This is a genomic window from Paenibacillus harenae, assembly GCF_030812415.1.
Classification (GTDB): Bacteria; Bacillota; Bacilli; order Paenibacillales; family Paenibacillaceae; genus Pristimantibacillus; species Pristimantibacillus harenae_A.
In genome coordinates, this window is the sequence record NZ_JAUSST010000006.1 from 419,643 (window position 1) to 443,279 (window position 23,637).

The window sequence follows — 23,637 nt, forward strand, 5'->3', positions numbered from 1 at the left end:
GTTTATATAAATAGTTTTTTTGGAGGTATTTTTGATAAGGGAGGTATTTTATGAAGAAATGGTTGTCATGTATTCTTATTGTATCTTTACTTGCAGCTTTGTTTCCTGTAAGCGCTACCATTCAGGCGGCAAACGATTCGCTGCCGGCATTCCCGGGCGCTGAAGGCGGGGGCAAATATGTAACTGGAGGGCGCGGTCAAGAGGTATATGAAGTGACTACGCTTGAGGATTACAAGAGCAGCGAAACGCCGATTCCCGGATCGCTGCGGGATGGGGTAAGCCAGGGCAACCGGACGGTCGTCTTCCGCGTCGGTGGAACGATCCGCTTGAAGGAGAAACTGAGAATAGCGGGCTCAAACTTGACCATCGCAGGGCAGACCGCACCCGGAGACGGCATTACGGTAACCGATTACACAACGGTTGTGGAAGCGGATAATGTCATTATCAGGTATATGCGTTTCCGCTTGGGCGACCGCGTACCAAGCGAGGACGATGCTTTCGGCTTGCGCGATCGCAAAAACATCATCATCGATCACAGCTCCTTCAGTTGGTCTGTTGATGAGGTGCTCAGTCTTTACAACAATTACAATACGACGGTTCAGTGGTCGATCATCGAGGAAAGCATGCTGATGAGCTCTCACGAGAAGGGACGTCACGGCTATGCCGGCATTTGGGGCGGAAATCATGCCAGCTTTCTTAACAACCTCATTGCGCATAATCTGAGCCGCAACCCGAGATTCTCGGGGGGCGACCCTGTGTATGACATCATGGAGTCTACCAACAACGTGATTTACAATTGGGGCCTTTTTTCAGCCTATGGCGGCGGCAAGGGGCAGTACAATTTGAATAATAACTATTATAAATATGGTCCGAACTCTTACTATAATGTGCGCAACGTCATATTCAGTGAAGTCAGCCCGTCCAGCCAAATGTATGTAAGCGGAAACATTATGGATGGCGACGCTGCCGTCACCGCAGACAACTGGCTTGGCGTGCCCGTCGTGCAGGACTCCGCCTCGAAGCTGTCTCAGCCTGTGCAGGTGGAGGGCGGATACGTACCTGTATCCGCTCAAGACGCATACCATCGTGTACTCGCAAGTGCGGGAGCTGCTTTGCCGAAGCGCGACGCGATCGACGCCCGGGTCGTTCAGGATGTGAAGAACCGAACCGGACAGCACATCAACTCGCCGCTTGAGGTGGGGGGGTATCCCGATTATCCAACGGTCGTCTCTACCGTGGTTGATCAGGACCATGACGGCATGGATGACGCCTGGGAATTGGCAAACGGCTTATCCCCGGCTGATCCGGGCGACCGAAACCTGACGAATTTATCTCCGGAAGGGTATACGAATCTGGAGGTATATCTACACGACTTAATCGTGAAAGGAAACGCCGATAACAAAAATACGGATAATCCGATTGTCTCGATCACTTCTCCCGTTACCAACACATTGACAGATGAGGGGAGCCATATAACGGTGGACGCTGTCGCCTCCGACAACGACGGGATTGCCAAAGTGGAATTGATTGTTGACGGTATTGCAATAGCGGAGGATACAATGGCTCCGTACAGCTTCGAATGGAATAACGTAACCGACGGCACCCATTACCTGGTCGTTCGCGCTACGGACAATGCCGGATTGTCGACGCAGTCGGACAATGTGGCCGTCCACGTCAACCGAACAGGCCCAATCGATCCGTGGCAATCGCAGGATATAGGTTCTGTCGGCATCCCAGGCCATACGCAGCTGGAAGGCGACGCGCAGACGGTAACGGTCAAGTCTGCCGGGCGAATCGGCGGCGACCCTGGCGCGAATATATCGGGCAGTACTGCCGATGCGTTTCACTTCGCGTATCAGACGCTAACAGGCAACGGTGAAATCATCGCCCGAATCGATCGTGTTACGGCAACGGATGACAACGCGAAAGCGGGGGTCATGATTCGCGAAACGTTGGACCCTTCCTCCAATATGGCCACGCTTGCGATACCTTATGTGAAATTCGGCAGGAAAGGCGTCATGATCAGCCGCCAGGCCGCAGGCGGTCAATCTGTAAGGGTGGAGCCGGATGAATTCATTTCGGTGCCTTATTGGGTGAAGCTTGTCCGGATCGGAAACCAGCTGACAGGACTGATATCCGCAGACAAGACGACCTGGAAGCAGGTTGCCGCCATCGACTTGCCGATGTCCGAAACGGTCTATATCGGTTTGGCGGCGGACGCCGGCAAAAAGGAAGACGATGTGAATAAATACAACACGTCTCTGTTCAGCGGGGTGGAGCTTCATGCGCTGGCGGCAGATTTCCCGACGCCTCCGCAGGCGTTGGAAGCAACAGCAGGAGATAAGAGCGCGGTGCTCGGCTGGTCGCCGGTGAGCGTGGCTACCGGTTATAACATTAAGCGAAGCGATGTTCCCGGCGGGCCATATACGACGATCGCGTCCAACGTGACGTCCCCGTCTTTTACCGATACAAACCTGATAGCAGGCAAAACGTATTTCTATGTCGTTACGGCGGTAAACGCGGGCGGCGAAAGCTTCGATTCGACGGAGGTCAGCGTGACCCCAACCGGGGCTGCTGAGACCATACGGCTCGTAGACGACGATTTCGAGTCAGATGCGATTGGAGAAATACCGGCAGGTTATACGCTGATTAGTCCGAACCCGGCAACGGAAACGAATAAATTGATTGCTCAATCAGTACCAGCGGCGAGTACAGGAAACGGCTCGAGTCAAGCGATGCAGATTTTTGACATGGGTACGGTAAACACCAGAGCCGCGAAAACCTTTGCACCGCAGAAGGGCACTGTTATTGTCGAAGCGGATTACATGCAGGAGAGGGTCATCGGCTCTGCCGGCTTGCTACAACTGCAAACGCAAGACGGCGCCAGAACGCCGTTGTCCTTGGAAATTCGTAAACCGGCCGGTGAGAGCACGAATGTATTTGTCGTCAACCATCGCGGAACGTACATCAAGGTGACGAATGAGCAGCCGGCAATCAACCAATGGATCCATATCAAGATCGAAGCGAATGTTCTCACGGGTAAAGCAAAGATTTATGTGGATGGCGTTCCTTCGGTGACGCCGGAAATTGATTTCGAGAGCACGGCGCTTTCGGATACGCAGGCAAAGGGCATCGGCCGCATTCATTTCTCCACGCCGGGCACCGGAACGGGAAGCCCCTATTGGGATAACGTGAAGGTGTATATAGAGCCGGTTGCCGCTCCTTCAGGAGTAAAGGCAGTGCAGGGCAATGGGGCTGTCGAGTTGAAATGGCCTGTTGTAGAAGGGGCGGCCTCTTACAACGTGAAGCGAAGCGAAACGGATGGAGGCCCTTATGCAACCATCCAATCCGAATGGCTGGAATCTTCATTTATCGATAACACCGTATCGAATGAGACAACGTACTTCTATGTCGTTACGGCGAGCGGTGTCGGCGGCGAATCCGCCAATTCCAACCAGGTGCAAGTCACCCCGTCGGCATCCGCTCCAAAGCCTGCCGCACCTGCAGAACTAAGATTGAAAAGCCGGGATTCGCAGTTGGATTTGAGCTGGAACGCCGTGGACAACGTGAATTTTTACACCGTGAAGAAGGCGGCCGACCCTGCGGGGCCTTACGAGGTCGTTGCTTCCAATATTACGGAAACCGCTTACCGGGCGGGCGGCGTGTCGAATGGCGCAACCCAATATTTCACTGTAACGGCTACGAATGTAGCGGGAGAGAGCGTTGACTCGGCTCCTGCGAGCGGTGCTGCCTTAGCGCATATTGGTACGCCTGGCTTGACAGCGGAGGGGGGCAACGCCAAAGTAACGCTAAATTGGACGTCTGCAGCGGAAGCCGACCATTACTTGCTGAAACGTGCCACGGACATAGAGGGTCCCTATACGATTGTCGCTGAACATTTATCTGGAACGAATTACACCGACACGAAAGTCGTGAACGGTCAACCTTATTATTACAAAGTATCTGGCGCTAACGAGTCGGGTATCGGCTTGGAATCCGGCGTTGCAGCGGCTCGTCCCGTATTGAATATCGGCCAGCCGGGTGTGCCGGTTGGCGTCAAGGCGGACCCGAGCGATTCGGAGGTTCAGTTGTCGTGGAATGCGGTCAGCGGGGCTGCAGATTATCAAGTGGTTCGCGCAACGGACAAGAACGGTCCGTACTCGGTGATCGCCGATCAGGTGACAGGATTATCGTTCACCGATCAAGGTCTGGCCAATGACACCGCTTATTATTACGCAGTTGCGGCAAGCAATAATAAAGGCATGAGCTATCATTCCTTGCCGGTGAAGACAGTACCGGGCACATTGCTTATTGTAGCCAAAGACGGAAGCGGGCAATTCACCACAATAGGGGATGCGATCAATGCCGTTCCGGACAACAGCACGAAGCTTACGATCATCAAAGTGAAGAACGGGATTTATAACGAGAAGGTGCTTATTCCCTCGACGAAGAACAGGATCACGATGATCGGGGAAAGCAGGGAAGAGACCGTTCTGGTCAATGGAGATTCCGCAAGTACAATCGGCCCCGACGGGAATCCGCTCGGTACAAGCAACAGCTATACGCTAAGGGTGCAGGGAACCGACTTTACGATGGAAAATATGACGGTTCGGAACGATGCCGGACGGACTGCGGGGCAAGCCGTCGCGCTTTATGCGGAAGGCGATCGGGGGATTTACCGCAACGTGAAGCTGTTGGGCTACCAGGATACGCTGGAGACCAATAGGGGACGGCAATATTTTGTTGACAGCCATATTGAAGGGACCGTGGACTTTATTTTCGGAGACTCTGCGATCGTTTTCGAGAATAACATCATTCACAGCGTTGGCCCCGGCTATGTCACGGCGCCATCCACGGAAAAGGATCAGCCGGGATACGTGTTTATCAACAATCAACTGACTGCCAGCGCAGATGCGCCTGCCGGAACGGTAGACCTCGGCAGACCATGGAGGGATTACGGTAGCTCAACGTACATCAATAACTACCTTGGGGAGCATATCCGGCCTACGGGGTGGAACGAATGGGTTGACGGCCGTTCGAAGACCGCTCGCTTATCCGAATACGCGAGTTACGGTCCGGGAGCAGGCCCGGCCGGACGGGTCAACTGGTCGACGCAATTGACAGCGGAGGAAGCGGCTCAATATACGATAGAGTCCACACTTGGCGGTTCCGATGGTTGGAATCCGAAAGAGTCTATTGGAATGATTGACACTGCTCCGATTGCCGTCGTACGGGTATCCTCCATCTCGGTTTTCGCGACGGGCGGAATGAATGCGATCACGTCGAAGAATGGCTCGCTGTCTTTGAAGGCATCGGTTCTTCCGGGCAATGCGGCAAACCCGGCGGTTGCTTGGGGAGTGTTTGAGATAAACGGAGTTACGCCCACGAGCAAGGCGATGATTACTGCGGACGGACTGCTTACTGCGAAAAATAACGGAATCGTCAAGGTTGTCGCAACTGCCAAAGACGGCAGCGGCGCTCAAGGAAGCATCTATGTATCCATCAGCGGGCAAACGGGAATTCTTGCCGACTTCCCGGTGGCAACACTTGACGGACCTGCGGAAGTATCATCGGGGCAGGAGTTCAGTTACCGGGTTGGATTAAGTCATGTATCGTCCTCTCCATACACGTCAGTGTATGCAGTTGATTTCACGCTGCAGTTCGGAACGGACGCTGTTGAATTCGTCTCCGCCCATTCGCTCAAATCGGATTTCCGGATAATGGCTCAGAAGACGGACGTTCCTGGCCGGGTCAGGATTATCGCAACCAGTCTGGGATCGGCCGGAGCGGTCACGTCGGGCGGCGAACTCATCGAGTTGAAGTTTCAAGCGAAGCCGGTCTCGGTTGCGGTTGCAGCGCCGCTTGATTTCACTTCCTTCAAAGCCTCTAACGGGGCGGCTCAAAGTTTCACCGTGTTGCAGACCGTTCAACCCGTGATACAAGTTGTTCCTTCTGCCAACTAAGCGGGTCTGATGGATTCGAATGGCACTATGCACACCGCGCGCTGGGAGCCTCGCGCGCGGTGTCACACAATAAGGAAGGAAGTGGAACGATTGAAAAGATTGAAACGATCGAAAAGATTGCTAATAATTGCGTTGTCCGTACTTATAATATTTGCGTCCTTCCCTCTTACAGGTAGCAAAGTATCGGCTGCCGTGTCCGTGCCAACCGGGAATACCGCATTAATCAACGATGACTTTAATGGAGTAACCGATGCAACGGTGACGAAAACGACAAGCCCTGCGACGACGGTAGCGGGATACAAGCCTACGGTTACGGGCGCAAACAGTTCGGTCGGCATCAGCCAATCGGGAATGGACGGAGGGGAAGCCGTTACATCCGATGCTCTATTGCTGAGGGACTTGGACGGCAAAAACCACCTTAGTCAAACCGTCGGCGACGGCAGCGGTTACACGGCCGTCACCAAACCGTTGGGGGATAATGTGAAAGATGGCATCCTGACGATCGAGCAGGATATGTATTTCTTCGGAGATACGACCGTCCCGAACGGAACGAACGATATTAGCCGCGGCCGAACGGTCCTGACATTGTCCGGCGGGATCAATGATGAGAACCGTTCGTCGGATACGCTCTTTCAAGTCGACCTTAAAGGCGCAAATATTGCATGGAGAGACAGTACCGGAGTCTATACCAATATTACGGCGAACAAAGTTGCGAACGGGGTATGGTACCATCTGAAAGCGGTTGTCAACTTCGCCACGCTTCGTGTCGACTACTATGTTACCATGGCGAGCGATGGAACGATGCTTGGCAAGCTGGAGGGCCAGCCGTTCTCGATGAGGACGCTCGGCGATGCGTCGACGGATTATGCGGTTGCCAAATCTTATCTGGCAACTACCGGCGGCACGACGGCACAAAATCTTTTGTTGGATAACATTATTGTATACAAGGCGAATACGCTGCCGGATGTGCCTGTCTGGGAAAGCCTTACGCCTTACGACTCCAAAGTGAAATTGTTATGGAGCGCCGCGAAGAATGCTGAATCGTATTCGATTCAACGCAGCACGACATCCGGAGGACCGTATACGACAATTGCATCGGAAATTCCGGTGTCGCAATTGGATTATTACGACGCGACCGTAACGAATGAGACGACCTATTACTATAAGATTAGCGCGGTCAATACATTCGGCAATAGCGATTCCGTGGAGCAATCCGTAACGCCTACCGCATCGGCGGCGCTTCCTCCGCCTCCGGCGAACATCGCCGTTGTTGCCCGCGATTCGGCGGCAAGCATCTCCTGGAACCAGGTTTCAAGCGCAAGCCAGTATACGCTGAAGCGAAGCCTGTCTTCAGAAGGACCCTACACAACGGTTTCAAGCACTTTGCCTTACACGCAAACGAGCTATTATGATTCGGGATTAACGAACGGTACGGCTTATTATTATACGTTGGCAAGCCAAGCGCCCGACGGAACGCCGGGCGACGATAGTGCGCCTGTTATGGCGAAACCGACTGCTCCGTTTGCGTCGCCTGCGAAGGTCGCCGCCACAGTCTCCGATTCTCAGGTATCGCTACTATGGGAGCCTGTCAGCGGTGCTGTCCATTACACAGTGAAGCGCAGTGCGATTTCCGGAGGTCCGTACGCAACGATCGCAGCGAACGTCGTTCCGACCGAATATACGGACGGGACGGCAGTGAACGGCATGACCTATTATTATGTGGTCTCCGCTTCCGACGGACGGATGGAAAGCATGAACTCTTTGCAAGTTGCCGCCTCGCCAGCCTCCATAACGGCAGGAGCGCCTGCCGCCCCGGGCGGATTGACCGTCAAGCCAGGCGACAGGAAGGTGGAATTGAAGTGGGATGCTGTTCCGGGGGCTGCTTCCTATACGGTGAAGAGAGCGGTCTCCTATGCCGGACCGTACACCGTTTGGAGTGCAGGCTTGACCGAAACGGCCGCTGTCGATAATACGGCGGTGAACGGCACGACCTATTACTATATCGTATCGGCAACGAATGCGAAAGGAGAAGGCGCGTCCACTATACCGGCCATTGCTACGCCTGCGCCGATGATCGTCGTTGCGAAGGACGGCACGGGAGATTTCACGGCCGTTCAGGATGCGGTAAATGCCATCCCGTCGAACAATACGGTCAGGACCGTTATTTACATCAAGAACGGCGTGTATAAGGAGAAGATTCTGGTCAACAAGCCTTATGTCAGCTTTGTCGGCGAAAGCCGCGACGGCACAGTGCTGACCTACGACGACTATGCCTGCAAGGAGGACCCGACCGGATCACCGTCGGCTCAGGGCTTCTGCTCCACCTTGCCAGCAGGAACGCTCATTTTGGGCACAGGCAAAAGCTACTCGGTCAGCGTGACAGGAGCCCATTTCACGGCGGACAGCTTGACGATTCAAAATACAGCGTTTCCAAGAACAGTGGTTGCTCCGGCGATTGCGTTGTCTGCAACAGGAGACCGCGCTGTATTCACGAACCTAAAGGTTCTTGGCTTTCAAGACACGCTATATGCGGGCAACGGCAGACAGTACTTTAAGAACGTTATTATTGAGGGCGATGGGGATTATATCTTCGGCAATGCGAAGGCAGTCTTCGAAAGCTCGGAGATCAAATTCGTCGGCAAAGCAGGAGGACATGTTACAGCGGCTTCAACGGATGCGACTTCTGAATTCGGTTATGTGTTCTTGAACTCCAGGTTAACAAGAGGCACGTCTGCTTTAAAATCGTCCGTGACGGTAGGAACCTGGGATTCCTCCTGGGATATAGATGCCAATATCAGCGCAACGGACAGAACCGCCGATCTGGGCAGACCTTGGAGGCCATACGCGAATGTCAAATACATCAACACCTGGATGGATGCCCACATCAAAGCCGTCGGTTGGGACAACTGGGGCAATGCCAGCAACGAAGAGACGGCCAGGTACGGGGAATACAACAGCACCGGGCCGGGAGCCAATGCGAAGATGAGGTTCAGCTGGACCCGACAATTTACTGCTGATGAGGCAAATGGGTATACGCCGCAGCGAATATTGGCCGGTTCGGACGGTTGGGATCCGGCGTTAATCAGTGCCCTGCCCGGACAAGTCGTTAAACAAGTTCCGTCAGGCCCGGTCGGGAATTCGGATAAATCGCTTCTTCATTCCCTGATTGTCAATGCTGAAGCTGCAGCCCTTGCCGCAGTGGAAGGAACGGGCGCAGGGCAGTATCCGTCCGGAACGGTGGCAATTCTTCAATCGGCGATCCAGGCCGCCAAGGCGGCCCAGAACAACGAAGCATCGACACAGGAGGAGATCGATCAGGCCGCCCTTGAGCTGAATCAGGCGATTCAAGCATTCAACAACGCCGTCAATATCGATTACGATCCGATGGACGTGAACCAGGACGGAGATATCAATGTCGCGGATATCGGATGGGTCACGAATCATTATGGCAAATCATCTGCCGATTCCGAATGGGATTTGGTCAAAGCGGGAGATATCAATTTGGACGGTAAAATCGATATTCAGGATCTGATGGCGATCGCTGCTTTTGTTCAGAACTTACCGAATCAGGTCGAGGAACAGACATCCTACAAATTTAATTTTACCAACATGGCCAAAGACGGATACACATCAGTGGTCTATGATAACGGAGTGCCGCTGTACAACTCTTCGGTTGGTTATGGATTTATTCAGGAGACCAGCGCGATGCCGGCTAGACAAGTGCATACGGCTCAAATTACTTCTGACGGAACCGGATTTGTCATTAGCGAGCCGCAATTTACTGACGAGTCGAGTACGAACTACAACCATTATGGCATGGCATTTCGGATACAGGCTCCTCCGGGGGCGTACCAGGTTAATGTCAAAACGACCTCCAATGCGGCGAATACGACCGTATCGGTATCGGGTATGGAGACGAGCCGGATTCTGAAAGGCGGATTCTGGGATGCAGCCAAGCTGGTGCCTATCCGTAATTTCATTACTGCAAGCGGTAACGAATGGACCTACAACTATGTAAACGGCCAGAACTTCATTGATATCGAGATTGAACCGAACAAAGTGAATACGCCTGTCGGTGTGCAGGAAATCGTTCTTACGCCGATCGCGCCGCAACCGCGCCAGGCTGGAACGCTTCCGACGATATATACGCTCGGGGATTCCACGGTCAAATCCTACACCTTTGACGAAACGCCGATGAGCGGCTGGGGTCAGGTATTTGACAATATGTTCGACCTGAGCAAGGTCAATGTCGTTAACTATTCTATGGGCGGACGTTCGTTCAAGAGCGCATATACGGAAGGCCGGTTCAACGACATACTCATGACGGGTAAAGTCGGAGACTATGTATTGGTTCAGTTCGGACATAACGACGAAAGTACGGATGAGAACAGCAGATTCGGCAGAGGCGCTACGGAAGAGATGTACGAAACCTATATCAAGGATGTGTACATTCCTGCCATCCGGGCTCGCGGCATGATTCCTGTACTGATTACGCCGATGTCCAGAGTCAACGGCGCTGTGCAGCCGGGACATGTCTATACGAACTCCTTCAAGAACAGACTGTTCCCGGATATTATGAAAGAGGCAGCTGAAGAGTTGGGAGTCACCCTGATTGATCTGAACGCGGAAAGCATCAAATATTACAACGCCATCGGAGTCGAAGCGACGACCGCGATCGTCATGTCCATCGAATCGGGGGAAACTCCGGGCAAAACCAACGATGGAAGCTACGCTAACGGTCATCCGTCGAACAAAATAGACGGAACGCATTATAAAGAAGCCCTTGCGAAACAATTTGCTCGAATCATTGTTACGGAAATCACGGGCATAGGATCCGCAGGCGACCCGAAAGCGGCGAATATTGCTTCGTATCTGAAACAAGACGTCAAGACGGCCATCGCAACGGGCGATTGGGCGGACGTGTTCCGTGAAATGGCGGGCGATACTACGACAGGTGCGGGTGCATATTATCGGAACCAGATTGAGAAATTGCTGCAGATTGGCGTTATGCACAAGGATCCGAGTGGCAACTTTAATCCCGATGCAGATATGATGGTGGGCGAATTTGTTGCAGCTATCAGCGCGATAATGGACGTGGATTCATCGATGTTGTCGGGATATCCGAACGGAAAGCTTACCCGTGAGGTGATGGGCGCTATTCTGAGCGATGCCTATCGCGCGAGGTTTGGCACAACAAAGACGAAGTATATGACGGATTACAACGGCACGACCGCAGTGCCTGGCAGTCCGGAGTATGATCCGAATCTGGATGCCGGCGCCAAAGGCGTCATGTACTATCCGCTCGTTTCCTACGAGCAGCTTACGGATACAGCAGATCTATCGCCGGAATTGGCCGACAAGGTTAAGGATGCTTATGAATTGGGTCTCATTCGGTCAGAGAAAGGAATCGCGAGAGGCAAAATGGTTAACGGCACAGAGCTTGAGCCGAAGAATATCGTTGTAAGAGCGAAAGCGGCCAAAGCACTATATTTTATGTGGGTGCTCGTACAAGAGGTGAACGTTGAAAATGATCTTTTCACCGGTCACATCGACAATGTCGCACCGACGGCAACAGTGGAGTACAGCACAACTGAGCCTACCAATCAGGATGTCGTAGCGACCATCACGCCAAGCGAAGCTGTGACGATTACCAACAATGGCGGTTCAAGCAGCTACACATTCACGGAAAACGGCAGCTTTACCTTTGAGTTTGTGGATGGAGCAGGAAATGTGGGAACGGCAACGGCGATTGTCGCCAACATCGACAATGTCGCATCGACGGCAACAGTGGAGTACAGCACAACTGCGCCTACCAATCAGGATGTCGTAGCGACCGTCACATCAAGCGAGGCTGTGACGATTACCAACAATGGCGGTTCAAGCAGCTACACATTCACGGAAAACGGCAGCTTTACCTTTGAATTTGTGGATGGAGCAGGAAATGTGGGGACGGCAACGGCGATTGTCTCCAACATCGACAATGTCGCACCGACGGCAACAGTGGAGCACAGCACAACTGCGCCTACCAATCAGGATGTCGTAGCGACCATCACGCCAAACGAAGCTGTGACGATTACGAACAATGGCGGTTCAAGCAGCTACACATTCACGGAAAACGGCAGCTTTACCTTTGAGTTTGTGGATGAAGCAGGAAACGCGGGAACGGCAACGGCGATTGTCGCCAACATCGATAAGATTGCGCCGGTCTTGACATTGGTTCCGAGCACACAGACTTTATGGCCAGAGAACCACAAGCTGGTGACCGTAACGATCGGCGCCAATGGGCAAGATGAAGGCTCCGGCGTCAGTACGATTGTGCTGACCTCGATTACAAGCAATGAACCGGACGACGGTTTAGGCGATGGGAATACAGAGGGAGATATCGTAGGTGCCGACATCGGAACCTTAGATACAGAGTTTCAGTTGAGCGCCGAGCGATCCGGCAAAGGGCAAGGACGCATCTATCTGATAACTTATACGATTACGGATGTTGCAGGAAACCAATCTACTGCTACTGTTGAGATTACGGTACCACATAACAAATAATGCTGGAGACCGGGTATTGTCGCCACAGCGGCCGTGCCCGGCTCATTCTGCTGGTTATATTCGGCACAGCGCTGGTTAACTGAAGGTTATAAAATAGCGGGATTATAGGCAAAACAGCTTGTTCGGCTGGACTGGTTATTTTCGGGTTATATACGTACAAAACGCAATCAGTCTATGCTGATGGTGCAAACAAAATTATTAAATGAAAACGGAGGTCGAACAAATGCCAAAGAAAAAAGTCAGCACTGTACTGGCAGTCGTTACAGCTGTTGCAGTGATGGCCGGGTGTTCGGGAAATGCAGGCAATCAGGTAACGCCGACAGCCAGCCAGAATACGGCGGGAGACGCGACGAAGGCGCCGGAGGATACGAAGAAAGAGCCCTTAAAAATTACAATGATGGCGAATCTTCAAACAACGGATGTTCCGGATCCGACGATCGAAAAAATGATCGAGGAGGCAACGAATACGGAGCTTGATATTCAATGGGTGCCGACAGACAGCTATGAAGAGAAGATAAACGCTTCATTCGCAACTAACACGCTTCCGAAAGCGACGTATGTCGGGAACCTTAATTTGCTTCGCGATGCGATTCGCAACGATCAGTTCTGGGAGATTGGCCCTATGCTGCAAGACTACCCGAACTTGAGCAAGCTTAGCCCTGACGTATTGAAGAATACTTCGGTAGACGGCAAGATTTATGCGCTGTACCAAGAGCGTCCACTGTCCCGCCAAGGTATCATTTATCGGAAAGACTGGGCAGATAAGCTTGGAATAGAAGCGCCGACGACGACCGATGAATTTTTCACCATGCTGGAGAGGTTTACGAAAGAGGATCCGGACGGCAACAACAAGAACGATACGATCGGTCTTGCGGACCGAAACGACCTCATATACGGCGCATTCAAGACGGTCGCTTCCTGGTTCGGCACGCCGAACAATTGGGGGGTCCGGGACGGCAAGCTTGTGCCTGAATTTATGACGCCGGAATACATGGACACGATGAATCTCTTTAAGCGCTTGCATAGCGCGGGTTACATGAATCAAGACTTTCCGGTTACAGTCAAGGCGGATCAACATAACTTGATCATTTCGGGCAAGGCAGGCGTATATGTCGGATCCTTGGGCGATGTTAACGCCTTGCAACCGAAAATTGCCGAACTCAACCCGAGTGGGCTGCTTGACGTCCAAAACCGGGTTGCGGCCCCAGGCAAAGAGTATGGGGTCTGGGCGATTCCGGGATATGGCGCGGTCGTGCTCTTCCCTAAATCGGCCGTTAAAACGGAGGAAGAGCTGAGAGGCATTCTTGGATTCTACGATCAGATGATGAGTGCAGAAATGGCGAACCTGACCCGATGGGGCATTGAGGGCACGCACTATACGGTTGAAGACGGCATGGCCGTCGACATCAGTGAACGCGCAACGTTTGAACGCGAGGTAAAGCCGTATTTGTCGATGCAAATCGGCGGAATATCCACAATCGAAGGCTTCCTCGACCTAAAGCGCGAGCCTCTTCCAGCGAAAGCGGAGGAGCTTATAAAGGATAACGACAACTATTTGATTCACGACCCGGCAGTGGCGCTTGATTCGGCAGCGTTCAATCAGGATGGAGCGCGCTTGCAAGAGCTTATTAAAGACGCCACCTACAATTACATGCTCGGCAATATCGACGAGGCCGGCTTCCAGGCTGCTGTGGATCAATGGTTGAAGCAAGGCGGTCAGAAGATTATTGATGAGTTCAACGCTTCTTACGCTGCAGCGCAATAAAGGTCGTTTATAAAATGACGGAGGCTGCCGGTAAACATCTGACAGCCTCCACATTTTCTGTACAGAAAGGGAGAGAAACCATGCGTGATACAGCCGCTTTGAGCGAGATGGTCGTCAAAGAAAAGCAAAGACCGGAATTAAGGAGAAGATTTATAAAAAACCGGGCTTTGTATATGATGATTCTTCCCGGCTTTCTTTTCTTCGTCATTTTTAAATACATTCCGATGGGCGGCCTTGTAATCGCCTTTCAGGATTATCAGCCTTACAACGGAATATGGAACAGCCCATGGGTAGGCTGGAAGCACTTTGAACGGTTATTTGCCGATCAGATGTTTGTCACGATCTTGAGAAATACGCTTCTGTTGTTTTTTCTTAATCTTTTGTTTTACTTTCCGGTTCCGATTATTCTCGCTTTGATGTTGAATGAGGTGCGCATCAATATATTTAAGCGCGTTGTACAAACCGTGGTATATATCCCGCATTTCATGTCTTGGGTTATCATCGTTTCGATCTCCTTTGTCATGCTGTCTATGGACAGAGGGATCATAAACGAACTGTTCGTAATGATGGGCTTCGAGAAAGTGAATTTCTTAATGAGCACGGAATGGTTCCGGCCCATGTATGTGCTTCAGATCATTTGGAGAGAAGCAGGCTGGGGCACCATCATCTATTTGGCGGCTATGGCAGCCATTGACCCGGGGTTGTACGAAGCGGCCCGGATAGACGGCGCAAGCCGGTTGCGTCAAATCTGGCACATTACACTGCCTTCCATTCGCAGCGTTATCGTAGTGCTGTTGATTCTGAAGATCGGGGACGTGCTGGAACTTGGATTCGAACATATTTATCTCCTTTTAAACTCCATGAATCGCGAGGTAGCGGAGATATTCGATACTTACGTATTTACGGCCGGTTTACGGCAAGGGCAATTCAGCTACAGTACGGCGGTAGGCTTCTTCAAGTCTATTGTTGGTCTCATTTTGGTTATATCTGCAAATTGGCTGTCAAAGAAGGCGGGCGAAGAAGGCATTTATTAATTTATGAAGAAGGTGGAGTCATCATGGTGCAAGATAAAACGATCGGCAGCCGCATATTCAATGTTGTGAACTACTCGCTGCTATTGGTCATCGCCTTAGTTACATTCCTGCCCTTTATTCATGTCATTGCCGGTTCATTCACGACGGCCGGCGAGCTGGCAACGAAGCAATTGGTACTGGTTCCGACGACTTGGTCACTGGAAGCTTACCGTTACATTTTCTCGACGAATACCGTCTTGACAGGTTTGGCTACATCAATAGGCGTAACCGCAGGGGGGACGTTGTTCAGTATGTTCTTAACTGCGCTGATGGCTTACGGGTTGTCTCGCAGAGATTTAACTGGGCGCCGCCCTATCATGTTTGTGGTGGTGTTCACGATGCTGTTCAGCGGCGGCATCATTCCGACATTTCTGGTCGTCAAGTCGATGGGGCTTATTGATTCGTATGCAGCGATGGTCGTTCCGACAGCCATTAACGCATTTAACCTGATCATTATGCGCAACTTTTTCCAGAACCTCCCCGAGGGCCTTGAGGAGTCGGCGAAGATCGACGGGGCAAGCGATTGGGGCATCCTTTTCCGCATCGTCATTCCGCTGTCTATGCCGGCAATCGCGACGATTTCGCTGTTTTATGCGGTAACCTATTGGAACACCTACATTACTGCGATCTTATATCTTACTGATGCCGGCAAATGGCCGATCCAGGTTATTCTGCGTCAAATTGTCGTTTTGTCAAGCGGACTAGCGGGAGACACGTCAAGTATGGACGACTTCGCCTCGCGTCCGCCGGAGCAGACGGTGAAGATGGCTGTTATCGTTGTGGCTACTCTGCCGATCCTGCTTGTATACCCGTTCCTGCAAAAGCACTTCGCCAAAGGCGCGCTGCTTGGTTCGATTAAAGGGTAGTTTCCTGATCTGCGAAAGGATACTGATTGTGAGTCCAATCAAAAAGCAGACATGAGTTGAAGCTCTTCCGATGGAAATAACAATAGAATATTACGGGAAGCTGGAATTCGTCTGCCGAGGCCAATCGGTCAAACGATAGGATATGATTATAGTAGTTTTTCTAAATGAATCTCTTATTCAATTGCTTAACGATATGGTCAGCTGTACGTATGGCCAATGCTCCAGTAGTCAATGTCGGATTAACCGGGCCGAATGAGGGAATAAGACTGTTGTCCGCCATGTAAAGACCGGATGCCGATGTTGAGGCAGCATCCCCCATACGGGATGTTCCGGCATCATGGTTCTCCGCCCCCGGAAGCCAGATGCATATCGCCGGTCTGCCGGATGCAGGGTAAAATCATTTTCATGACGGAAGCGACTTGATGGGTAGCCTGAATCATTTGCGCCATAACTGCTTTATCGTTCTCATTATAGGAGAAATTCACCTGGATGTTTGGAATACCGTATTCATCCCTTCTGCTTGGATCCAAGTAGACGTAATTGTCAAATCGTGGAACGATTCTGCCGGAGACATCGAACTCAAAGTACGTCTTCGTTCCTCCAATTTTAAACTGATAAGGACGATGCTTCACTTGTGGAATCAATAGAGATACCATGCCTAGGGTACCACACCTCGGATTCCTCCTTTTGAATTTGCTGACTGGCCGATCACCTACAAAGAGATCGAGCCGTATTACCATATCGCAGAGCAGGCCATGCATGTAAACCGGTATAGCTCGCCCTTTAATCAGCATCTGCTCAGACGGCTTTGGCAGGGAGGTCACCCTGTGTCGGAATTATTACTTGAAGTTATAAACTGCAACGGCTCCAACGTGTATTTCTGGAAAGCTCTTCGTCTTGGAAGCTTTGATTTGGCCGTTAATGCCAGAGCCGTTCAGATTCTGACCAACGAACGGAGCGTCACCGACGTAAAGGTGATGTCTCCGGATAAAACATCGTATTTATTAAGAGCAAGGACCGTAATTATGAGGGAGCCGTTGCCCAATTGATCGTAGAATCTCCATAGCGCGGCGGCACCGCCGATTCCGGTACCAATAATAAGGATATGGAGGGTACCCATTGGTAGAGAAGCTTGCCAGGTTGAGCTATCGGGCACACGGGGACCGGCAAGGCGTTGACTCTTACTTCTAATGGTTCTGTTTCCCCGGCCACCCAAATCCTCATGCATTCACCTCGATTCTAACAATTGTTATATATATGAGCTATTCGCTCTTAGATGATTTGGAGAACCGTACCATAAGTTAATCGTGTAACGATAACTACAGTGTAATAGGCTTGGAATAACAATGGGATTGTAGAAGCAAATCCGGCAGCCGGAGCGATTGGAGTTCCGAGCGAGGAGTAAGAACTGAAAGGCATATAACCGGATATAAGATTTGGATACAACACCGCCATATGGGTCCTATGCCTTAGGCGATGTACTCTTAGGGTTCAAGTCAACAAGGTATCAACACTTGCTCTCTGAAAATACTAGCCGTTCTTGAAATGCCGGAGCGTGTGCGGAGAGACGTGGACGCTGGCTTGCCATGTCATACCAACCTTGGAAAGCTTCAAAAGCAGTCCAAACCGTTAAGAGCCTGAGCTGTCATAGCGCAGCACACCACGGTTGAAAACCCAGCATGCAAGCGCAAAGAGCAGTGCGCCAACGATGATTGAGCTATACGCATAGAAGCCTGCCATCGTCCCGCTCTCCAGTTTGTCCAAAAACGCTGCCGCAGGATAAAAGTTAACGAATGCGTAAGGAATGACGAAAGTAAGCAGCAGTTGAATCGATTTTCCATAAATGCTGATCGGGTAGTTTATGAAGCTGCGGATCGTATAGATTGCAATGTCAACGATCGTTCCGGAGCGAACGATCCAGAACGCACTGGACGCTGAGATGACGATTATGGCCGCCTGAATGAGTGTGCCTCCGATAACCGTTAGTACAATGAAGGCTATGTGCGATCAATTCCGAGTGTATGTAATAAGAACCTAGAAGGGAGTGTTATGTTATATCCATGAATTACCGTTTGAAAAAGAATCGCAGTTGCATTTCACGAAAGCGGCGGAACTTCTAAACATTGCACAGCTGACTTTAAGTAAGCAAATCAAAGCGTTAGAGGAGGAAAATCGGGACGCCTCTGTTTGATCGTATGGGCAAGCGAATTGCAATAACAGAAGCGGGACAGATTCTTTACGAACAGTGTAGCCGAATTTTCAGAAACTTGGACTATGCTCATGATGCGATTAACGACTTGAGCACGATGCAGCGCGGAAAAATTAGTTTTGGGAGTACTACCGTGTGATTTGGATGAACTATTGACACCCGTCATGATTGAATTCCATCAAGAGTTTCCCAACATCCAGCTCCAGATGCAAGATTCTATTCGAATTGTTTATTAGTAAAGTAAAGGAGCAATTCGTTTAAAACAAAGCGTTTAGGTGCTCTCATTACAATGTTTGATCAGTTCTTCTTTGGAGTTTGCTAAATAATAACCAGCCGCATCTGCTTTCATACGTAATGCAACGAGCCTACACTCGAAACTTAAAGAAGGCCAGAATTCCTCGTGCTAGGATTCTGGCCTTTACTATTAGTAATTGGTGTTGCAGAAGGAGCCTGTTTCGATTTTCGAGCAGCTATCTAGTTCACAGTAAAGTCAATACCATGCTGTCCCAAAGCTGCGGATGCTATTCCTCCGATTGAATATCTATCAACGTCACGTACAGGTCTGGTACATTGCCAGCATTCCTCCGGATCACAAGCCATTACGCGATCAAGGACGCGAAGCGGCACTTCTAATCCGAAACATGCTGTGTTCAGAGCCGAAGCCGATCATCTCCGAGTCGTTCATGATCAGATGCTCCAAGCTCTCGCCCAAGTCGATTTCATAGAATACCCACGACTTCAAGTCAGTCGATATGCCGATCGAATTGACATGATAAAGTCGATATTCCTGTCCGGTCCACATGATATGGCCGCCGAGATACTCGTAGGGACTGTATCTCGTGTACTTGCTGTAATCGCTTTTTTCAATGGACCAAGTGACGCCGTCTTTGGACGAATACATATCTGCCGACATCACGAGGAAGCGATCTTTGGTCCACTGAACGTTAGTAAATCCATGTGGAACGTTGCTGCTGTCCCAAACTTTGATATCGGGGCTGTTGGCGAACTGGCTTTCCTTCCACTTCTTCAGATCGGAAGAGGAGACGGCCAAAGCTTGATTTTTGCTAGTCCTGCCGACGGCGACCACGGTGCCGTTATGAGCGGCAATATCTCTCAAATAGCCGGATGTCTTATACGCTTCCGTCCATTTCACCCCATCTGCGGAGAAAAATACCTTAGACGCGACTACTGCGCCATTCGTAGACATTGCATATCCATATGCGACATATTTGTTACCGGACCAAACGACTTTCTGAAAATCGATGCCTGAAGGCATTTTGTTCGCTGTCCACTTAGCCCCGTCCAGAGACGTGTATGAATGTTGTTCGCCAACGGCAACATATCTTTTGCCGCTCGTTGCCACGGATCGGATTTCTGCGCTTACTCGCGTGGACACATCTGCGGCGAATACGGTTTTCCAGCTGGATCCGTCTTTGCTCGTTTGAACGGCAGGGATATTCTTGATGTTGTAGGCGCCGGTGTCTTTCGACTGCGAGCCGACCGCAATGAAGAGCCCATTGTTCTTAATGACGTCGAAGGCTGCGATACTCTGAGGAGGTGAAGAGGTGATTTTCCACTCTAAGCCGTCCTTGGAAACCGCAATTCCCATGAAGCCGAATGCCACGAACCGATTGCCGACCTTATGCACATTGATTGCTCGCGGAATGTTCGGGATTTTCTTCTTCGTCCACTTGATCTTGTCCTTGGAGGTGAGGACATAACCGAAGTTGTTATATTCCAAATACATGAGATATTGCGAGCCGTTCCAGAAAATCTCCGACAAGGAAGATCCGATGAAGAGCGGCTCTTTTCTTGTTATCTTGAAGGTAATGCCGTCCTTCGACTCAAGGATGTTGCCGGAATCATCATGCAATACGATCGTTCGGTCAGTCTTGATTTCATACAGCTCCGCAAAGTAAGTCGGGCGAAGAAACTTCGGGTTGAAGAAAGGGTCGGTATAGTTTAAGGATTTGATCGAGCCCGATTGCATGGTCCAGGTATTCAGATCGGGAGAAGTGTACACAATCAACTCGCCGCTCGTGTCCGCGCTTAAGCGAAATTGATTTCTTGATTTCGGAGCTCCGTAATAAGAATAGCCCCCCGCTAAACCGACATATTGTTTGCCGTTCCATAGTACATTATCCATGTTCCCGATCGGCACTTCGGCAAGCTGCTTCCAATTGATGCCGTCCTTAGAGGCTAGAACGTAGGTGCTGTAATCCCAATCCGCATTCGCATCCGTGCCCGTAAGCAGATACTGACCATTAAGCCATCGAATGCTCGTCATCTCCAAAGTGGCGCCATCCGCTCCTTGGAGCTTAAGCGGTGACCAGCTTAGGCCGTCTTTCGACCACATTGTAACTTGCTTGGCCGCATTGAACGGCGTGTAATAGAACGTTTGATTCTGGCTGATGTATTCGAGGTTGTGGTAGTAAGCCTTAACAGGCACGGGCTTCTTCGTCCAGGTTTGCCCATAATCCTTCGAGATGAGCAGGACCTTCTCATTTGATGCGATGATGAGGCCTTTGTCGTTGTCGGCCGCATCGTACACGCCAGCGCCGTCGACCATATAACTCACCTTGTCGAACTTGATCGAGCCATCTACCACGCGGGGGAAAAATATCGTCTGCGCGCTTGCGACACGCCCCGCTTTCAGATCCGCGCCGATTTGGCCGTACTCATTGCTTCCCCATGCCCATACGTTCCCTTTACGATCAATGCCGAAAGAATGGTCGGCCCATTGGCCGGAAACGATGCTCTGTATGCCTTGCAGCGATTGAACTTGAACCGGCTTGGCGGAATTCTTCTGCTGACTATTACCGAGTTGATAGTTGTTGTTCGCGCCCCACGTCCAGACCGTTCCGTCGCGCTTAAGAAGCAGCCCATGCTCATTGCCTAAGGCAATATCTTGAATGTTGGATACACCTTCGATTTGAACCGGCATTTCCTGAAATTCATCTTCCGATCTTAGTTCCATGGGGTTGTATATTTTCCCGCCCCATGCCCATAGCGTACCGTCAGATTTTACCGCGTATATCGAACCGTGGAATGCGCTAGCGATATCGGCGACTTCCGTCAATCCCGGTATTTGAGCGGGCTCGTCCATGCCCTGTTCGCCGAGGTCCCACACGGTACCGTCTGTTTTAATCGCATAGCCGTCAACGATCTTAGCGAGATCGGGAATGATCGCGCTGCGTTTGCGAGCGGTTAATTTGAAATTCGGCGGCGGAGTTCCGACAGTCCATACGAAACCTTCGGTATCCTGAGCATAGAGGATTAAATCCGATGCCGTAATGGAGGTAATACCGCTTATACCGGCCACCTGCGCAGGTAGAATTTTGGAATAGACGTCAACACTGCGAGTCCAAAGCGTGCCGTCTGACAGTAAAATAAATAAGCCTCGTTCATTAACCGCAATGTCGGCAATTCTTTTGCCTTCAAACCAGTTATCAACGCGTCTCGGCTCATTGGTTGCCCTTGTGTGAAAGTTACCCCAAGCGAATAACTTACCGTTGTCGTCGAGGGCATAGGCTGAATTGTGATAGGTTACGATTCGTTTAATCCCGATCGTTGCCTGAGGAGCCGCAGCGCTTCCCTTCACATCTATCGAGGTAACGCACATAACGGCGAGTAGTAGGGTAAGCAGTACGGTTTTGTAACGCTTTCGAATCATTGGAGAAGCTCCTTTATTATGAATTAGATGTCGAATTAGGCAAAGATAGGCCGTTTTTCCCACATTAATAGTAACTTATTCCATGTCGAATGCTCAACAATTTTATTTCCGTTATGAGTGTTGAGTATTTTGATGACCTTCCTTTCAGGCCAGGGACGATAGTTAACGAGCCGCCAGTTCACAAGACCCATTGGAATACGAGTGCGTCTGCACAACCTAAAGGGAAAAACAAAGAAAAGAAATACGAAGCGGATTTCCTGCGCCCAGGCTCCTTAACGAGGGCAATGATGACAAGAGACAAGGAGCTTTATAGCTTTTATAGCTTGTTTTGGTTCATTATCGTTCGGAGTTGATTACATAATAATCCGGAGTCGGCCACAGTGCAGCCATTGGGAACGGAACAGTGAATGCAGGAAGTAAGATACATCCTCAGACAGAGGCAGTATTTATTATACAGTCCTATACTTGTCTTATTTGAGTTGGAATCTTGGGAGGGGAGAAATTCATAATGACGATAATATCTTATGAGATGCTTGAAGAGCGAATATATGACTGGGGCAACCTTAACAGCGAGATCATGACGATTTATGTCATGGGATCAAGAGCGAGGATTAACAAGCCGTTCGATGAGTTTTCCGATTTGGATGTGGTTATCTTCGCCTCTAATCCGGATTACTATTTTCGAACCGATGAATGGTTGCTTGATATTGGTGAGGTTTGGACAAACTTTGTATTTCGCACTGCTGGAGGAGACCCGGAAAAACTTGTTCTCTTTGACCAAGCGTTACAAGTCGACTTCTTATTTCGCCATGTTTCAGAATTGGAGAGCTTAATCGAGAACGATCGGATTCCTCAAGGCTTTCAGCGAGGGGCTAGAATTCTTCTGGACAAAACAGGGAGAGGTCAACGGTTACTCCCTAAAAACACAGCAGAGTTTGAGGTTCAACCGATTACCGAAGCAGCCTTTTTACAAGTCGTAAATATATTTGGATTTGGCTGTATATACGTGGCGAAGCAAATATTACGCGGCGAAATGTGGATCGCTTACCAAAGGGATGAGGATTGCAAGCAAATGTTGCTTCAGATGATCGAATGGCACGCCAAATCCATTCACGGTTCGCAATACGATACATGGCATGCGGGAAAATTTGTGGATCAATGGGCCGAGCAGGGCGTAATTGCCGATTTGAAGCAATCGTTCGGGGGATACGATCAAAATAAAAGCTGGGAAGCGTTAATCGTAACTTTTGAGTTATTCAACCGACTCTCTTCAGAAGTAGCGAATACATATGGGTTTACCTATCCGGAACAATTGGTTGTCAATATTCGGAGTTGGTTGAAGGAGCGACGTTTGGGCGCGTAACTTGCGGTTTGCCAACAACCACCAACAAGGCTGCAAACAGCCCTGTTGCCAGGTCTATTCCACCCTTCCGGGTGGCTGTGGGGGGAAGAGTAAGAGCCGAGAGGCCGCGTGGGATGCTGGTTTGGCAAATCAGCTCCTGTATGGGCGTCGGGTCAGGCTGAAGTTGAACGTCCATGCCA

Annotated in this window: 11 protein-coding genes and 1 pseudogene; 9 read left to right on the forward strand and 3 right to left on the reverse strand. The window is 50.7% G+C overall.

Going from position 1 to position 23,637, the window contains the following annotated elements; translation table 11 throughout:
- The first annotated feature begins 50 nt into the window (after nt 1-50).
- From J2T14_RS22915 to J2T14_RS30960, 6 genes and pseudogenes are all read left to right on the forward strand, one after another.
- Nucleotides 51-5,963, forward strand: a complete 5,913-nt coding sequence (locus J2T14_RS22915; RefSeq protein WP_307474510.1) for a pectinesterase family protein — start codon at nt 51-53, stop codon at nt 5,961-5,963.
- Between the two features lie 90 nt (nt 5,964-6,053).
- Complete coding sequence (locus tag J2T14_RS22920; RefSeq protein WP_307474513.1) at nt 6,054-12,509, forward strand: pectinesterase family protein; 6,456 nt, start codon at nt 6,054-6,056, stop codon at nt 12,507-12,509.
- A gap of 223 nt (nt 12,510-12,732) precedes the next feature.
- On the forward strand, nt 12,733-14,274 hold the full coding sequence (locus J2T14_RS22925) for an extracellular solute-binding protein (RefSeq protein WP_307474515.1): 1,542 nt from the start codon (nt 12,733-12,735) through the stop codon (nt 14,272-14,274).
- Between the two features lie 107 nt (nt 14,275-14,381).
- Complete coding sequence (locus J2T14_RS22930) at nt 14,382-15,308, forward strand: ABC transporter permease (RefSeq protein ID WP_307206181.1); 927 nt, start codon at nt 14,382-14,384, stop codon at nt 15,306-15,308.
- A 23-nt stretch (nt 15,309-15,331) separates the two neighbouring features.
- Nucleotides 15,332-16,213 (forward strand): carbohydrate ABC transporter permease, encoded by an 882-nt coding sequence (locus J2T14_RS22935; RefSeq protein WP_307205967.1) that lies wholly within the window; start codon nt 15,332-15,334, stop codon nt 16,211-16,213.
- A 55-nt stretch (nt 16,214-16,268) separates the two neighbouring features.
- Nucleotides 16,269-16,354: pseudogene (locus J2T14_RS30960) on the forward strand (spore germination protein); the annotation flags it as partial.
- Nucleotides 16,355-16,548: 194 nt separating this feature from the next.
- Here J2T14_RS30960 and J2T14_RS22940 read toward each other — a convergent pair.
- Nucleotides 16,549-16,869, reverse strand: a complete 321-nt coding sequence (locus J2T14_RS22940) for a hypothetical protein (protein WP_307474517.1) — start codon at nt 16,867-16,869, stop codon at nt 16,549-16,551.
- A gap of 171 nt (nt 16,870-17,040) precedes the next feature.
- On the opposite strand from J2T14_RS22940, the gene J2T14_RS22945 reads away from it, so the two are divergent.
- Nucleotides 17,041-17,262, forward strand: coding sequence for a hypothetical protein (locus tag J2T14_RS22945; protein ID WP_307474519.1), 222 nt, complete (start codon nt 17,041-17,043; stop codon nt 17,260-17,262).
- Nucleotides 17,263-17,842: 580 nt separating this feature from the next.
- On the opposite strand, the gene J2T14_RS30965 is transcribed toward J2T14_RS22945, so the two are convergent.
- Nucleotides 17,843-18,214, reverse strand: a complete 372-nt coding sequence (locus J2T14_RS30965; protein ID WP_373458193.1) for an ABC-2 family transporter protein — start codon at nt 18,212-18,214, stop codon at nt 17,843-17,845.
- 43 nt (nt 18,215-18,257) lie between these two features.
- Between J2T14_RS30965 and J2T14_RS30970 the strand changes: the two genes are divergently transcribed.
- Nucleotides 18,258-18,404, forward strand: coding sequence for a LysR family transcriptional regulator (locus J2T14_RS30970; RefSeq protein WP_373458187.1), 147 nt, complete (start codon nt 18,258-18,260; stop codon nt 18,402-18,404).
- Between the two features lie 625 nt (nt 18,405-19,029).
- On the opposite strand, the gene J2T14_RS22950 is transcribed toward J2T14_RS30970, so the two are convergent.
- Complete coding sequence (locus tag J2T14_RS22950) at nt 19,030-22,095, reverse strand: RCC1 domain-containing protein (protein ID WP_307205965.1); 3,066 nt, start codon at nt 22,093-22,095, stop codon at nt 19,030-19,032.
- A 508-nt stretch (nt 22,096-22,603) separates the two neighbouring features.
- Here J2T14_RS22950 and J2T14_RS22955 point away from each other — a divergent pair.
- Nucleotides 22,604-23,458: an aminoglycoside 6-adenylyltransferase gene (locus J2T14_RS22955; RefSeq protein WP_307205964.1), complete on the forward strand. Its 855-nt coding sequence runs from the start codon at nt 22,604-22,606 to the stop codon at nt 23,456-23,458.
- Nucleotides 23,459-23,637 lie beyond the last annotated feature (179 nt).